General features: G+C 43.0%; 7 protein-coding genes. 6 read left to right on the top strand and 1 reads right to left on the bottom strand.

Annotated elements, in window-relative coordinates:
• Positions 1-111: 111 nt before the first annotated feature.
• Entirely contained in the window at positions 112-1,320 is a 1,209-nt protein-coding gene (locus ACQFX9_RS02040) for an ABC exporter membrane fusion protein (RefSeq protein ID WP_427160481.1), read from the bottom strand.
• A gap of 778 nt (positions 1,321-2,098) precedes the next feature.
• Between ACQFX9_RS02040 and ACQFX9_RS02035 the strand changes: the two genes are divergently transcribed.
• From ACQFX9_RS02035 to ACQFX9_RS02010, 6 genes are all read left to right on the top strand, one after another.
• On the top strand, positions 2,099-3,478 hold the full coding sequence (locus ACQFX9_RS02035; RefSeq protein WP_427160480.1) for a ParB N-terminal domain-containing protein: 1,380 nt from the start codon (positions 2,099-2,101) through the stop codon (positions 3,476-3,478).
• A gap of 688 nt (positions 3,479-4,166) precedes the next feature.
• Positions 4,167-4,445, top strand: a complete 279-nt coding sequence (locus ACQFX9_RS02030) for a hypothetical protein (RefSeq protein ID WP_427160479.1) — start codon at positions 4,167-4,169, stop codon at positions 4,443-4,445.
• A 258-nt stretch (positions 4,446-4,703) separates the two neighbouring features.
• Positions 4,704-10,067: a beta-ketoacyl synthase N-terminal-like domain-containing protein gene (locus ACQFX9_RS02025; RefSeq protein WP_427160478.1), complete on the top strand. Its 5,364-nt coding sequence runs from the start codon at positions 4,704-4,706 to the stop codon at positions 10,065-10,067.
• A gap of 125 nt (positions 10,068-10,192) precedes the next feature.
• On the top strand, positions 10,193-11,926 hold the full coding sequence (locus tag ACQFX9_RS02020; RefSeq protein ID WP_427160477.1) for an SDR family NAD(P)-dependent oxidoreductase: 1,734 nt from the start codon (positions 10,193-10,195) through the stop codon (positions 11,924-11,926).
• Positions 11,927-12,303: 377 nt separating this feature from the next.
• Positions 12,304-13,653: a polyketide synthase gene (locus ACQFX9_RS02015; RefSeq protein ID WP_427160476.1), complete on the top strand. Its 1,350-nt coding sequence runs from the start codon at positions 12,304-12,306 to the stop codon at positions 13,651-13,653.
• 208 nt (positions 13,654-13,861) lie between these two features.
• Positions 13,862-17,206, top strand: coding sequence for a PfaB family protein (locus tag ACQFX9_RS02010; protein ID WP_427160475.1), 3,345 nt, complete (start codon positions 13,862-13,864; stop codon positions 17,204-17,206).
• Positions 17,207-17,260: the final 54 nt, after the last annotated feature.

Raw genomic sequence — 17,260 nt, 5'->3', positions numbered from 1 at the left:
TGGGTTACTGGGGATTGGGGACTGGGAACTGGGGACTGGGGACTGGGGATTGATCACTTTCCCTGTTCCCTAATGACTAATGACTAATGACTAATGACTATTGACTATTGACTAAATCTGAATCGCTACATCAACCTGTAAGTTAGTTAAACGAGATACCCGTTGATTATCTGCGGGTTTATCGATAGATATTTTGACTTCGATGATTCTGCGGTCTGTGTCAAAGTTGGGGTTGATGCTGAAGATGCTTTGTTTATCAACTTGTGAACCAATTTCTTTGACTGTCCCCTGTAATTTCCCGCTAAAGGCTGGACTGGTGATGATGGCTTTTTGACCTAGACGGACGTTCTGAATATCGGTTTGATAAACTTCTGCAACAACATACATTTGTGATGTCTTACCAATATCAGCAAAGCCTGTATTACCTATTGCTTCCCCGGTTTTGGCATGAATTTTCAAGATTTTGCCGTCTATTGGAGCTTTAATATAAGCTAATTCTTGGTCGGCTTTGGCTTGTTTGACGGCTGTTACAGCACTTTTAACTTGATTTTGCGCTAACTCTACATCTACAGTCCGTACTTCTTGAATACTGTTGAGTCTCGCTTTACCTTCTTTGATTTGGTCAGCGAGGGTGTTTTGAGTGCGGGTAAGTGCAGCTTTGGCTTCTGTTAGTTGTTGTTGTGCTGTTTTTAGTTGTAGGGCTTTTGTATCAGCCGCAGAAGCAGTCACAGCACCTTCTTTGAGTAATTGTTGATAGCGATCGTTTTCTGTTTGGGCGTTATTCACTTCCGCTTGGATGCGATTGATAGTTGCTTCTTGAGTCGCAATCTCTCCTTTGAGTTGTGACTGTAACCGTGCGATGGTTGATTTTTGTGCTTCAATATCTCCAGGTTTAGCACCTGCTTTTACTTGTGCTAGCTCAGTTTTAGCAATTTGTAGTTTGTCTAAAGCTTGCTCTAGAGCTGCTGTTGCGCGGCCATAATCTTCTAAATATGCTAAGACTTGCCCGGCTTGTACTTCGTCGCCTTCTTTCACCAACAACTTATCTACACGAATACCGTTAGTAGAACTAGGTGCTGACAAAGTTGTTACTTCACCATCTGGTTGTAAGCGTCCTAAAGCTGTGACAGCAACTTTCACAGGTGCGACTTTAGAAGCGTTAGCAGACAGAGGTTGGTCTGATGAACGCAATTTTTGCGGTGCAAAGTTGTATAAAGTGACAATTCCAGCTGCAAAGGTAATTGAAACTGCCAAAACTAACCGCCACCGACCTTGAGGTTTAATCATTAATTGGCGCAAGCGTTCTTTGTTGACTTCCATATTTTCATTTCCCAATTATTAATGAAGTGACTAAGAATTTTGGATTTTGGATTGAAGTAAATCCAAAATATTCTCTGTGTTGCGTTTGCTACCCTAACGCCGATTTACAATCCAAAATTGAGAGGCTGAGAATTAGTACAAGACGCTTGTATACTTCCTTTTGTAAACAGTTAATGATGGCTAATATGAACAACTTTTCCCTGTATTAATATCGATGTGCAAAAGATTCTAATTAGATTTTTGTAAATACTTGGAAACTTTGATACCTACCGCAAACAAGCTAACAGCGATATAAGTGATTGTGAATTAACTACAAATCTTTCTATGTTCTACACTAATTAGACTTTGCATCAAGTAGCGTAAAATACGCTTGCTTTTTTTAAACTTAAACCCCAAATAGTACGAAGCGAAAATTAAAGAGTTGATGGAGGGAGTTTCATAAATACGTGTCTAATCATTGCAAAAAAATGTGATTTTGTCAATTCATCAGGTTAGGTATTGGTAACTAATGAAGTAATTTATTTATTATTTGTTAGTTCCCATTCCCTTTGAATATCTATGATGTGTGTTGAATATTATTGATGAATTGCGATCGCCTAAGCTGTGTAGTATTGGACATTCTGAGAAATCGCTGTTGTTAAATCATCGTTTCTGGACATTCTTGAAACATATCCGGCATATCTAAGTCGTAATGCTCAGTGATTTGATTCACTGTCTTTAATTTTGCATTTTGTAGGCGCAAGCCTCCTCGTAGAGTATTTTTAATTTTGAATTGTCTATGCCTACAGTAGCCATCGCCCAAATTAAAATCGGTCTTAACCGCCGTCCTGTCAAGGGTGAGAAGGTTGATGAACTCAAGGAGTCAATTAGGGCTAATGGCTTGCTTAACCCCATCACTGTAGACCAAAAGCTCAATTTGGTTGCGGGACTTCATCGCCTGACTGCTTGTAAGTTGTTGGGACTAGAAGCGATTGAGTGTAATATCGTCGAGTATGCTGGTGCTGACCAGGCGAGATTGGCGGAAATTGACGAAAATTTGATTCGCAATGAGCTAGAACCGCTAGAGCGTTCCGAATTATGGCTAGAACGTGACCAGATTCTTGAACGTATGGGTTTGCGGGCAAAAGCAGGTGATAATCAACATACTTTCAATCAAAATACAGCAGGTGGTGAAATCGTTTCACCACCTAAAAGAACTGTAGAGTTAGCCAGGGAAGCTGGTTACTCAGAACGCACTTTTCAGCATGGGAAGCAGATTGCTAAAAGTATTCACCCAGAAGTGAAGCAGCTAATTAAGGGTACAGCGATCGCGGATAGTCCCACCGCACTATTAAATATAGCGAGAGCAGGGACAAAGGAACGTAACTTAGCTGAATCAGCACAACAAGCTAGTGAGTCAGCTTTGGCTAGGGGAGATATTGCTGAAGCTGAACACCAAGCACAATTAGCCGCAGAATTACAAGCACAGCAAAAAGAATTACAGACATTAGCTTACAAAAGTGCTATGGCACAAAAAGAAGCTAAATTAGCTGTCAAGAAGAGTCAAAATAAATCCGAAAAAATAGCCAATACATCTCCCCATTCCCACAGCCAAGCGGGTAATGAATGGATATTAGGCAGACATCTAGTATATTGCGGTGACACCTCAAAACCCGAATTTCGCAACCTATTACCTTCAGATGCGGCGTTGGCGATTGCGACTCTCTCAACCACCTGGGAGCATAATTACTTAGTAGATGAAGCCAGAGTTGTCGCCGTCATCCGTTCAGAAGGACATATTTATGATTTTTACAAACATAATCAAATGCCCTTTCAATATGAGTTATTACTCGGCAATCTTTATATAGGAATTTTTTCCCATCAAACAATAGTGAAACCCCAAACACCAATTAATGTTGAAGGTGTGGAAGGAATTATTAACTATTTGCTCAATTTGTACACCAACCCTAATAATTTTGTGATTGCTCCATTTATGGGACACGGTGAAATTCTCATTGCTTGTGAAAGATTAGGCAGAATTTGTTTTATCGGTGACAGCAACTTAGAATTGGTTAACCGTGGACTAAATCGGTGGCAAACATGGACAGGTAAGTCAATTCAAAATTCAACATCATCTACAGCAAGCCTAACAACCACAAAACTTTCAGTTGATATATAGTATCTGTTACTTTCTTTTCAGAATTTATCCCCCATGCCCAATTAGCAATTCCCAATTCCCCAATATTTGTTTTGTTTATTATGTACAATATATGAAATGAATCTTTGCTTAATAAATACCCTTCAATTGTCGGCGACCATTTATATTAAAAATTCATCAAAAAACATCTCATGATTATGATGTGCTGGTGAAAAATAAATTTTCTCCACTATGTAATCTGATATGGTAATTGATGAAAAATTCACGTAACCAACTAAGAACTTTAACTATCTCCTAACCAAAGATATATGCAGATTGATCATCTACATCAAGCAAGTTATCACCTGTAATTTCTAAGTTATCACTTATACTAGTATGCTATGGTCAATTTGATATTTTCATCACCAATTATTCATTTGGTTCATAAAATTAATTTAAACCAATGATTTAGTTTCTATGAATTATGCTATTCTTTGTATTAATTCAATGTTCCAAAGCAACCCAGCAAATTAGTTATTTATGTGCAAGTAGAACAGTAGTAAAAAATAACTAAAGCTAGTTGCATTTCTCTCACCTTCTCAATGGTTGATAATTCGTGCCAATTCCTGTATTTATTCGGATTCAAGGTGGTATTTCTTCTGTAACGAACTTGTCAACTTTTTCGGGTTAAATCCCATAACATATATTATCCTGGACGCTGAAACTGGCTATGGCATTTATCAAAATACAGAACGTTGTCATTAATACCAGCTATGTGGCTGCGGTAAAACTAGATCATCACACTAGTTTGGGAGAAAAAAGCGTTTCTGTTCTAATAGCTACTTCTAAGTTTCCATTGTCCAATCTAGATACAATTGCTCAAGATTTCTGCCATTACGAATGGGTAGAATTTACTGGTCAAGCAGCTACCGCGCTTCAAGATTATTTTACCAGCTTCAATAACGTTATCGACCTATTGCCACAATATCAAGAGTCGAGCGTTGGATAGAGGGAAGGAAAAAGGAAAAAGGCAAAAGGCAAAAATTAAGATAACAATACTTGACCTTTTCACTTTTTTCTACAGCTTCCTAGTATTTTTTTACAAGCAATAAAAATCGTCAGGGTAAGCAATAGCAACTATACCGATTCATCAAAATTCATCAATAATTCGCAACTAATAAACCTTTGTAGAGGGTTTTATCAATTGCGAATTGCGAATTGCGAATTGGTATGTAGATCCACAGTACCCCAGAACAGAATATGTCCTATGTCTGCTAATCCAATTGATGCTGCCTTGGCGGAGTTAGAAAGCCAAATTAGTAATTGCGAAAAGGCTTTGTTGCGGTGTATTGAGGAAAAGAAAGTGAACTCGGAAAAACCTATGTCAATTAACAAAATTAACAGACAACTACAACAAAATCCTATTGCGATCATTGGGATGGCTTCCATAGTTCCTGAAGCCAGAAATTTGCGGGAATATTGGCAAAATATCATTAATAAAGTTGATTGTATTACCGATGTTCCTGACACCCACTGGAGTGTTGAAGATTATTACGACCCCAACCCCAGAACACCAAAAGATAAAACCTACTGTAAGCGCGGTGGGTTCATTCCAGAGGTTGATTTTAACCCAATGGAATTTGGTATTCCTCCCAGCATTTTAGAAGTTACCGACGTTTCCCAACTATTAAGTTTAGTAGTGGCAAAGGAAGCAATGGAAGATGCTGGTTACGGTGAATCTCGTGATTTTAACCGCGAGATGGTGGGGGTAGTTTTAGGGGTAGCAATGGCCAAGCAATTGGGTATGCCCCTATCTGCAAGGTTAGAATATCCCATTTGGAAGAAAGTCCTCAAAAGCAGTGGACTCTCTGACGAAGACACTGACAAAATTGTTGAAAAAATCCAAAGTGCTTACGTCAAATGGGATGAAAACGCTTTCCCTGGGATGTTGGCTAACGTTGTGGCTGGACGCATCGCCAACCGCTTGAACTTTGGTGCAATGAACTGCGTAGTTGATGCAGCTTGCGCTAGTTCCTTCGGGGCGTTGAAAATGGCGATTAGCGAACTAGTCGAACATCGCGCTGATATGATGCTGACTGGTGGTGTAGACACTGATAACACCATCATGGCTTACATCTCCTTCAGCAAAACCCCAGCCGTATCTCCCAGCGAGAACGTCAAACCCTTCGATGCAAAATCCGATGGGATGATGCTGGGTGAAGGTATCTGTATGTTGGTGTTGAAGCGTCTGGAAGATGCAGAACGCGACAACGATAAAATTTACGCAGTCATTAAAGGGGTTGGTACTTCCAGCGACGGACGCTATAAGAGTATTTATGCTCCCCGCAAAGAAGGACAAGTTAACGCTTTGCGTCGCGCTTACGAAGATGCTGGTTTTTCTCCCGCTACCGTCGGTCTGATGGAAGCCCACGGTACAGGAACAATGGCTGGCGATCCCACCGAATTCGGTTCTTTAAGAGACTTTTTCTCTGAACACGACAACAAAAAGCAGCATATTGCTTTGGGTAGTGTGAAATCCCAAATCGGTCATACTAAAGCTGCTGCGGGTGCGGCTAGCTTAATTAAAACCGCTTTGGCACTGCATCATAAAATTTTACCCCCGACAATTAACATTACTGAGCCGAATCCTAAGCTCAATATTGAAAACTCCTCTTTTTATCTCAACACCGAAACTCGTCCCTGGATTCGGGCGGAAGGCGAAGCCCCAAGACGTGCGGGTGTGAGTTCCTTCGGGTTCGGTGGAACAAACTACCACATAGTTTTGGAAGAACACGACAGCGAGCAAAATCGCCCCTACCGGATACACAGTACCCCCCGCGAAATCATGTTGTTTGCTGCTAACCCTGCGGAACTGCTGACAAAGTGCGAAGAAGCTTTAGGTAACTTGCAATCAGCAGACGGCGAAAGACATTTCCTCAACTTAGCGCAAGCTTGCCAATCTGTGGAAATTCCCCAAAATGCGGCGAGAGTTGGCTTTGTGGCGGAAAATCTCCCAGAAGCTTGCAAGTTGATGCAAACCACCATTGATTTGCTCAAGCATAAAGCAGGTGCAGCTAACTGGGAACATCCCCAAGGTATTTACTACCGTGCTTCCGGTATGGAATTAGGCGGTAAGGTTGTATCGTTGTTCTCTGGTCAAGGTTCTCAATACCTGGAAATGGGTAGAGAATTGGTGATGAACTTCCCCACCTTGCGCCGTCTGTATGGTTACATGGATGGGTTGTTGCTCAGAGATAACTTGCGATCGCTCTCAGAAATTGTCTTCCCCCATCCCGTATTTAATGAAGACGAGAAAAAGGCGCAAGCGGCTGCACTGCAACGCACAGAATACGCCCAACCAGCGATCGGCGCATTTAGTGCAGGTTTGTATTCCATCCTCAAGCAAGCTGGCTTTAAGTCTGACTTTGTAGCAGGACACAGCTTTGGTGAAATCACTGCTTTGTGGGCTGCGGGTGTGTTGAGTGACCAAGATTATATGTACTTGGTGAAAGCCAGAGGTCAAGCAATGGCTGCACCCAAAGACCCTGATCACGATGCGGGTACAATGTTGGCGGTGAAGGAAGACCTCAGCAAAATCGAACCGATTCTGAAGCGATTCCCACAGGTAACGATCGCCAATTACAATTCTCCCACTCAGTTTGTCTTGGCAGGTTCTACCGGCGACATTGCGAAAGTGCGTGAAGCTTTACAAGCACAAGGTTATGCAGCCATACCCTTACCAGTGTCCGCCGCTTTCCACACCTCACTGATTGCTTTCGCCCAGAAATCATTTGCGATCGCAACTAAATCAGTCACCTTCCACGAACCCAAACTTCCTGTATTCACCAACGTTACAGGTAAGCAATACCCCAAAGAACCCCAAGCGATTCAAAAAATCCTGGAAACTCACCTCGCTAACTCGGTGCTGTTCAAGCAGGAAATTGAAAATATCTACGCGGCTGGTGGTCACTGCTTCGTGGAATTCGGGCCAAAGAGAATTTTGACTAACTTAGTGAAAGAAATTCTCGGCGATCGCCCTCATGTTACCATCGCCCTCAACCCCAGCGCACAGAAAAACAGCGATCGCTCCTTACGGGAAGCAGTAGTGCAAATGCGCGTTTTGGGTATGCAGTTGAAGAACATCGACCCATACCAAACCCAGCCTACCTTACCCCCAGCCGATAAGAAAAAAGGTATCAGCATCACCTTACGGGGTATCAACTACGTGTCCGAAAAAACCAAAAACGCTTTTGTGCAAGCGTTGAATGATGGACACAAAATTTCCTTCCCCAATGCGCCTACAGTTAACGTGGCTGCTACCCCAGTGGTAGAAACACCCGCTATCTCTGCGTCGCAACCAGAGACAACAGCCATGTCTGCATCGATGACCGCAGCTACACCAGAGATGTCTGCACCAGTTAAAGCAACTAACGGTAACGGACGCGCCGCCAAAATCGCCAACAACTCTACTATTACTACTGAAGCAAAACCAGAAATGAACTCTGCGATCCTTGCACCTCAACTAGCCGAATCAAAGACAATGGAAACACCTGAAAAACTGGAAAACTTCCAGCGCGTGATAGCAAGCTTAGAGTACCTCATGACTCAGTTCCAGCAAAACCAAGCTGAAAATCTCCAAGTTCATGGTACTTACCTCAACCATCAGATGGAATATACCAAAGCCTTCTTCCAACTGATGCAACAGCAAAATGCTTTGTTTGCTAACGCTAAGACTTCCCAAGAAGCTGCTCAACTCAAGCTAGTAGTGATGGAAAGCTTAGAGCGCAGTTTGATGCAGTTTCACTCCCAACAAGGTGAAACCCTCCGCATCCATGAAAAATATCTTCAGGAACAAGTAGCTTACGCGAAAAACTTCTTCGACCTGATCCAGCAACAATACTCAATGGTTCTTGCCAGTGGCGTAACCGCAGCCGCCACCGCAGCACCAGTCCAAGAAGTTAGCAAGCCAATTCCCGCTTTCACCATCGACACCCCCGTTGTGGAAGCACCCGCACCTGTAGCTAAAGTTGAGCCTGTAGCAAGACCTGAAGTTGCACCCGCACCTGCGCCCACAGCTTGGCAAATGCAGCCTGAGCCTGTAATTGAAGCACCCGTGGTTGCACCCGCACCTGTGGCTCAAATTATTGCTCCCCCAGTCAAGGAAGTTGAAGTTACTCCTGCACCTGCACCCGTTGCACCTGTAGCTGTAGCTGCTCCCGCCGTAGATTTGGCTGAGTTGGGTAACAGCCTGCTAGCAATTATCAGCGATAAGACTGGCTACCCAGTAGAAATGCTGGAAGTCGAAATGGACATGGAGGCTGACTTAGGTATTGACTCCATCAAGCGGGTAGAAATCTTAGGCGGATTGCAAGAATTGTATCCTGACCTACCCAAGCCTAACTTAGAAGAACTCGCAGAAAAACGCACCATCGGTCAAATTATCGAGTTCCTCCAAGCTAACGCTGCTAGCGGTCAACCTGTAGTCAAAGTAGCCGCACCTGTTGCACCTGCACCTGAAGTAATTCCTGTACCAGTCGTAACTCCTGCTGTACCTGAACCAGTAGCAGTCGTAGAAACAGTTACCGAAACTGAAGTTACAGACACCACCGAATATGCAGATATCGGTAAAACTCTCATCAACATTATCAGCGAGAAAACTGGCTACCCAGTAGAAATGCTCGAACTGGAAATGGACATGGAGGCTGACTTAGGGATTGACTCCATCAAACGGGTAGAAATCTTAGGTGGATTGCAAGAAGTATATCCCAACTTGCCCAAACCCAACTTTGAAGAATTAGGCGACTTACGCACCATCGGTCAAATTGTTGACTACCTCCAGAAGCTGGTGGGAGGTGAAAAAAAAAAGCCTCAGTCTGAGTTTAGCTGGCAACCAGTAAAAGTCATCGACGGTGTACAACGCCGTCCAGCCAAACTCAGATACCTACCAACACCCGATCGCCTAGAGTTCAAATTGCCAGAGGGACACATCTATTTAATTACTGATGATGGAACTCTGACTACCTCCCAAGTAGCCCAAGCTTTAACAGAAAGTGGCTCCAAAGTAGTAGTGTTGAGCTTCCCCCAATCGATAGTTCCCCAACGCTCGCCCTTACCCGCAGGCGTGAACCAAGTCAGCCTCGCAGATATGAGCGAAGAACTACTGCAAGAAAAATTATCTGCGATCGCTACTAACTACGGCACAATTGGGGCTTTCGTTCACCTCCACCCCAGATTTCAGGTAGCGAACACCGGTAAAGTTCCTTTCATCCCAGAAGAAAAAGCGATTGTGAAGCACGTTTTCTTTATGGCGAAGCACCTGAAACAATCCCTGACTGAAGCCGGACGTTATGAGCGTAGTTGTTTCTTCACTGTCACTCGGTTAGATGGTACTTTCGGATTAGAGCAGAATGTAAACTTTGGTGCGATCGGTGCTGGGTTATTCGGGTTAGTCAAAACTCTGAGATGGGAATGGTCAAATGTATTTACCAGAGGAATTGACCTCAGCCCCAACTTAGATGCAAGAACTTCAGCACAGCACATCATTGATGAATTGCATGATTCTAATCTTTGTATTGCTGAAGTCGCTTACGGTTCTCAAGGACGCGTCACTCTCATCAGTTCCTTCGAGTAGTTCTATAGACTGTTTTTTCCTCGCGCAAAGGCGCAAAGGCGCGAATAATTAACTTCACTTTTGCGCCCTTCTTAGCGACTTTGCGTCTTTGCGCGAAACAAAATTCATCTCTTTGATAAAAAAATATGACTACACTTACCCAGGTTCGTCCTTCATCGGTTTTTGTTGTTAGTGGCGGTGCTAAGGGAATTACGGCGCAGTGTGTGGCGAGATTAGCACAGCACCAACCTTGTCAGTTTATCTTGCTTGGGCGATCGCAAGTTATTGAAAATGAGCCGGAGTTTGCTCAGGATTGTTTTGACGAGGCTGTATTAAAAAAACGCATTATGCAGCATCTCATCTCCCAAGGGGAAAAGCCGACACCGATGAGTGTGCAGAAGGTTTATAACAAAATTGTTTCTAGCCGCGAAGTTAAGCAAACTCTGGCGGAAATTCAAAAGACTGGTGCAAAGGCTGAGTATATCAGTGTTGATGTTACCAATGTTGCAGAGTTACAGCAGAAATTAGCTGCTGTGTCTGCACGGGTGGGTAAAATTACTGGGATTATTCACGGTGCTGGTAACTTAGCTGACAAGTTGATTGAGAAGAAGACAGACCAAGATTTCGAGAAGGTTTACACCGCTAAGGTGCAAGGGTTAGAAAATCTGTTGTCTTGCGTGGATGCAAAACAACTAGAACATTTGGTGTTGTTTTCTTCCGTGGCTGGATTTTATGGGAATATTGGGCAATCAGATTATGCGATCGCTAATGAAATTCTCAACAAGTCAGCCCACTTGATGAAGCAATACAATCCTGATTGTCACGTTGTCGCTATCAACTGGGGCGGTTGGGATAGCGGTATGGTGACACCAGAACTCAAGAAAGCCTTTGCTGAACGGGGAATTGATATTATCCCTGTGGATGTGGGTACACAAATGCTAGTCAACGAACTACACCCCAGTCATCGTGACTCTACACAAGTAGTCATCGGTAGCCCCATCATCCCCCCACCTGGAACACTAGACCCCCAACTCCGTACCTATCGCATCCATCGCCGCCTGAGTGTAGATGCAAACCCCTTCTTGATGGATCATGTGATTGCTGGGACTCCCGTACTACCAGCCACCTGCGCTATGTCCTGGATGATTCATGCTTGTGAAGAATGTTATCCAGGTTATCGCTATCTACGTGGTAGAGAATTTAAAGTTTTAAAGGGTATTACCTTCAATCAAACCCTAGCGAAAGAATACATTCTCGAAATTCAAGAAATCGCCAAAAATGGTTCTGAATCAATCGAATTTCAGACCACAATTCTCAGCAAAACCCCCGAAGGAAAAACCCACTATCATTTCCGCGCCAACATTACAACTGTGCGCCAAATACCAGAAATTCCCATCTATGAATCTGTTAATTGGCAAGAAGATAATATCATCAAAACCATTGGTAAAGACTTCTATCAAAATGGTGATTGCTCCCTATTTCACGGGCGAGCATTCCAACAAATTACCAGAGTAATTAACATCAGTCCAGAAAAAATTACTGCTGAATGTTACTGGCCAGAAATCTCACCAGAAACCCAAGGACAATTCCCCATCAGATGGTTTAATCCCTACGCCATAGACCTCAGTACCCAACCCCTCTGGGTATGGTTAAGCCACTATCACCAAGAAGTTTGTTTACCCGGACAAATAACAGATTCACAACAATTTAGACCCATCCCTTATAACGCACCCTTCTACGTTTCTTGTGAAGTCATCAGCAAAACCGCAACAGGCTTAACCTCCAACTTCATGATTCACGACACCGAAGGAAAACTCTACTCCCGCATCTTAGGAGCAAAAGCAATCATTGCACCAATGAACCTGCACAAACCCAAATAAGAGGCAGGGGGGCAGGGGAGAATAAATAATGAATTTTACCCTCAACAATCTCCTTCCCCTTCTTTCCTTTGCGTCTTTGCGCCTTTGCGTGAGATAAATCTTAAATAAAACCCCTCAAAGCATCCTAAATAAATTAGGATGGCTATAGTAGGCCATTTATAAGCACAGTAAATCCTTAATCGTCTCAAGTCCTGGGAATAGCGTAAATCCTCGTAAGTTTAGAAAACAGTTTAAATACTGTCATATTCAGCAGAAACAAAGGTGACAGGTAACAGGTTACAGGTGACAGTGAAATAGTCATTAATTCTTTTCCCCCTGCACCCTGCACCCTGCCCCCCTGCCTCTTATCGCTTAATACCCAAACGAGGATAGAAACAGTGGAAAAAATCGCCATCATCGGATTATCATGCCTCTTTCCTGATGCTAACAATCCCGAACAATTTTGGCAGAATCTCACTGATCAGAAAGATTCGACATCATCAATTACTGTCGAAGAAATGGGTTTAGATCCCACAATATTTTACGACCCAGTTAAAGGCAAGCCGGAAAAATTTTATTTTCTCAAAGGTGGATTTGTCCGCAATTTTAAATTTGATGCCAGCGAATACAATCTGCCATCGGAATTTGTGGAAAGCTTAGATAACACCTTCAAATGGTCACTATACGCTGCAAAACAAGCTATTCAAAATAGTGGCTACTGGGGAAATAAAGAAGTCCTGTCTAAATGTGGAGTTATCTTAGGAACTCTTTCTCTACCTACCAAAGTTTCTAATCAATTAATTGCACCCATTTACCGCCAAACCATTGAGCCAGCAGTAGCGGAACTTTTACAAAATCAAGATTTCCATCTGGCGGCTATCCCTACAACTACTAAAGCCGCCACACAAAACGCCATGATTTCCGGCTTACCGGCTGCATTAGTCGCTAAAGCTTTTTCCCTTTCAGGTAATCACTTCTGTATAGATGCTGCTTGTTCTTCTGCCTTCTATAGCATCAAGTTAGCATCCCATTACCTACAGTCTCGCAAAGCTGACGTAATGCTAGCTGGGGCTATCAGTTGCTCAGATCCTCTTTTCTTACGGATGCTATTTTCTGGTATCCAAGGCTATCCAGACAACGGCATTAGCGCACCTCTAGATAAAGCCTCACGAGGTTTAATTACCTCTGAAGGTATCGGGATGGTGATGCTGAAACGCTACAGTGATGCCGTCAGAGATGGGGATAAAATCCTAGCAACAGTTTGCGGTAATGGTCTTTCTAACGATGGAAAAGGTAAGCATTTACTAAGTCCTAATACTAAAGGGCAAGTTATAGCCTTCGAGAGAGCCTATCAAGAAGCTGGACTTAACCCCAAAGCAATTGATTATATGGAGTGTCACGCTACCGGCACATTACTGGGAGATACCACCGAATTAACCTCTATAGAATCCTTCTTTGGACAACACCAAGCCAAGCCTTTAGTTGGTTCAGCCAAAGCCAATGTCGGTCACTTATTAGTAGCTGCCGGTATGGTGAGTTTGACGAAGGCAATATATAGCCTCAACCACGGTGTAATTCCCCCCACCATCAACGTCAACGACCCTATTAAGTCGGAAAACAACGTGATTTCGTCTGACAACATCGTGCGAAATCAGACACCCTGGCCACAAAACAACTCAACCAAACACGTAGCCTTAAGTGCTTTTGGTTTTGGTGGTACAAACTCCCACCTGATTCTAGAGAAATAAAAAGTTCGTAGTAAGGGCTTCAGCCCTTTCTTAGAGATAAAAAATTAACTATCCCAAAATTAACGAGTTAGTAGGGTGCGTCAGTACAAGAAAGCCGAAACTTATCAAGAAATTACTCATACTGACGCACCCTACCTTTTGGAAGTCTCTGAAGCACTGAAGTGCTTACTACAAACTGATTTATCGTTCACAGACTAATAGTAAAGAGATGTTAGAACAAAAAATCGCTATTGTAGGCATGGATGCCTTCTTCGGTGAATGTAATGGCTTAGATGCTTTTGAACGCAGTATCTACGACGGTAAACAACACTTCATTCCCCTACCGCCGAAGAGATGGTACGGCATCGAAACACAACCAGAATTACTACAAAAGTACGGCTTAGTAGAAGGTAAAGCACCTGTAGGTGCATATATCAAAGATTTCGATATTGATACCCTCACCTATAAAATTCCTCCTAACGAAGTTGAAAAACTCAACCCCCAACAATTGCTACTTCTGACGGTGGCCGATCGCGCCCTTAAAGATGCGAAGATTCCAGAAGGGGGGAATGTAGCGGTGATTATCGCCACGGAAACCGAGTTATCTGTCCATCAACTCCAACAACGCTGGGATGCGTCTTGGCAAGTCAAAGACGGACTGAACGCGGCGGAAATTACTCTACCCCAAGATAAAATCGCTCAACTAGAAACCATCGTTAAAGATAGCGTTCACCATCAAGTCGAAATTGGTGAGTATTTAAGCTACATCGCCAACATTATGGCGAGTCGGATTTCTTCGTTGTGGAATTTTACCGGGCCTTCCTTCACCCTCACGGCTGTAGAAACTTCTGCATTTAAGGCGTTGGAAGTGGCACAAATGCTACTGATGACTGAAGAAGTAGACGCTGTAGTTGTGGGTGCAGTCGATATGGCTGGCGGTGTTGAAAACGTATTATTACGCAGCAAAACAGCTAATATTAATACTGGTGTTAATACTCTGAGCTATGATCAAAAAGCCAATGGTTGGACACCGGGAGAAGGTGCGGGGGTTGTGGTTCTCAAGCGTCATAGCCAAGCATTAGAAAATGGCGATCACATTTATGCTGTAATCGATGCCATTACTATTGGTCAAACTCACTCAAACCTAGACGGTGCAAGCATTAACCAAGCTTGTCAGCAAGCTCTACAAACAGCAGGTGTTCAAGCTGAACAAGTGAAATATGTCGAAGTTTACGGGAGTGGGATTCCCCAGGAAGACGAAGCGGAAATTGCTGGTTTAATCCAAGCTTATCCATCTGTAGGTGATGGTTTACACTGTGCAATTGGTAGTGTTAAAGCCAATATCGGTCACACTTTCGTTGCTTCGGGTATCGCCAGCTTAATTAAAACGGCTCTGTGTTTGTATTACAGATATATTCCTGCAACTCCTGGCTGGTCTGGGGTGAAGAACCCTCAAGCTTTTGAAGGTAGTCCTTTCTATGTGGCGACCGAATCTAGACCTTGGTTTTTGAGCAAGAATGCTCCTCGGCGTATCGCTGCGGTGAACGGAATAGGTTCTGATGGGACTTATGCTCATGTGATTTTGTCAGAAGAAGTCAAGCAACAAGAGCGTCCAAATACCTATTTACGACAAACACCTTATTATCTGTTACCTGTAGCTGCTGATGACCGCGCTAGTTTGATGGCTAGTTTGGACAGTCTGCAAAAGAGTATTACCGAGAGTGATTCTCTATCTCAGATTGCTAGCCAAGCTTTTAATACCTATCAACAACAAACCGCCGCACAGTACGCCGTTTCAATTACCGGACGCAACAAAAAAGAACTGCTGCGCGAAATTGAATCAGCACGTAAAGGGATTACTGCTGCTTTTGAAAAGGGTACAGATTGGCAAACACCTGTAGGTAGTTATTTCACAGCCAACCCCTTGGGTAAAAAAGGCGAGTTGGCTTATGTGTATCCGGCGGCGGTGAATTCCTATGTCGGTATTAGTCGTAATCTCTTCCGTCTGTTCCCCAAACTGTACGATAACCCCTTCATCAAGAGCCTCTACAAACGTGCGGCTGATGTGGAACGTCGGGTATTTCCGCGCAGTTTGAGCAAATTAACTACTAGACAACTAGAAAAGCTAGAGAGGGAATTGCTCGATGATTCTCTAGCAATGTTTGAAGCGGAAATGTCCTTTACCCGACTGCTTACTACAGTCATTCGGGATGATTTTCAAATCAAACCCAAATACGTGTTTGGTTATAGCTTGGGTGAAACCAGCATGATGGTTGCTCAAGGGGTATGGAGCAATTTTTATGAAGGTAGTAACTCCTTCAACTCCTCCGCTTTATTTGGTGACAGATTATCTGGGCCGAAAAATGCTGTGCGTGAGTATTGGGGATTACCAAAATCTCCCACGGCTTCAGAGGATAATTTGTGGGGTAATTATGTGCTGATGGCGAGTCCTGTACAAGTGCGGGATGCAATCAGAAATGAACCGCGTGTTTATCTAACACAAATTAATACTTCCGAAGAAGTATTGATTGCAGGTGATCCGGCTGCTTGTCAAAGGGTGATTAAAACCATTGGCTGCAATGCTTTCTCTGCTCCCTTCGATCATGTGATTCATTGTCAAGCCATGCGATCGGAGTTTGATGAGCTAGTAAAATTAAATACTTTACCGAGTCAGGAAATACCTGGAATTGTATTTTATTCGGCGGCTGAGTATCAGACTATCACATTAGAAAGTGAAGTAATTGCGCGTAGCATTGCAACAGGGTTATCTCAAGAATTAGATTTTCCCAAATTAGTTAACCGCGTCTACGAAGACGGAACCAAAATTTTCATTGAAGCCGGTGCGGGTAGCGTTTGTTCTCGCTGGATAGATAAAATTCTGGAAGACAAAGAACACATCACCGTTTCCCTCAACCGTCGCGGAATGGATGACCATAGTTCCATTGTCAAAGCATTAGGTAAACTCGTTAGTCATCGGGTGAATTTAGACTTATCACCGCTTTACAGTCCAGTGACAACCACCAAGCAAAATAAAGCCATGCTGCGGACTGTGACAGTTGGTGGTGAATCAATTACTGGCAAAATATTGACAGCAGAAAACCGTCAACTCTTCCAAGATGTAGCGAAGAAAAAACAGCCAGAACAACCACTATTTAGTGATTCCCTCACCATCAATTCTCTGAATTTATCTCAGGCTGTTAATAAGATTGAAACTCCGGCTGTAGAAATTCCTACTCCTAAAGTTGAGCCAGCAAAAGATTCCATGAAAACTATCATGGAATACGATTTAAAAACTGAAGAGCGAGTAGAATTTTTTGAGTCTACTGTTTCTGACTCTGCAACGCCTGAAATAGTTCCTGAATTATCTGCAACTGACGAAGAATTTGCCATCATCATCAATATGTTGGAATTAAACAAAGTTCAGTATCAAAAGCTGAACGCAAACAACGCACGCATAACTAAAAATCACACGGATTTTTTAAAAGCCAGACAAGATTTTAGTAAACAATTGAGCGAAATCATTCAATTACAAATGGTCTGCGCCGCAGATTTATTGGGTGAAGAAGCTAAGTAATTAAAGTTCGTATTAAAGACTTTAGTCCTGATGTTATAAGGACTGAAGTCCTTA

This window comes from Aliinostoc sp. HNIBRCY26 (assembly GCF_050235535.1).
In the GTDB taxonomy this organism is placed as follows: domain Bacteria; phylum Cyanobacteriota; class Cyanobacteriia; order Cyanobacteriales; family Nostocaceae; genus Trichormus.
Note: the sequence above shows the minus strand (reverse complement) of the source record. Positions and strands in the feature narration are given on the sequence as shown.

Coding starts and splice junctions, on each gene's coding strand:
- ACQFX9_RS02040 (WP_427160481.1), bottom strand. CDS start 1,320: ATGGAAGTCAACAAAGAACGCTTGCGCCAATTAATGATTAAACCTCAA.
- ACQFX9_RS02035 (WP_427160480.1), top strand. CDS start 2,099: ATGCCTACAGTAGCCATCGCCCAAATTAAAATCGGTCTTAACCGCCGT.
- ACQFX9_RS02020 (WP_427160477.1), top strand. CDS start 10,193: ATGACTACACTTACCCAGGTTCGTCCTTCATCGGTTTTTGTTGTTAGT.
- ACQFX9_RS02010 (WP_427160475.1), top strand. CDS start 13,862: ATGTTAGAACAAAAAATCGCTATTGTAGGCATGGATGCCTTCTTCGGT.
- ACQFX9_RS02025 (WP_427160478.1), top strand. CDS start 4,704: ATGTCTGCTAATCCAATTGATGCTGCCTTGGCGGAGTTAGAAAGCCAA.
- ACQFX9_RS02030 (WP_427160479.1), top strand. CDS start 4,167: ATGGCATTTATCAAAATACAGAACGTTGTCATTAATACCAGCTATGTG.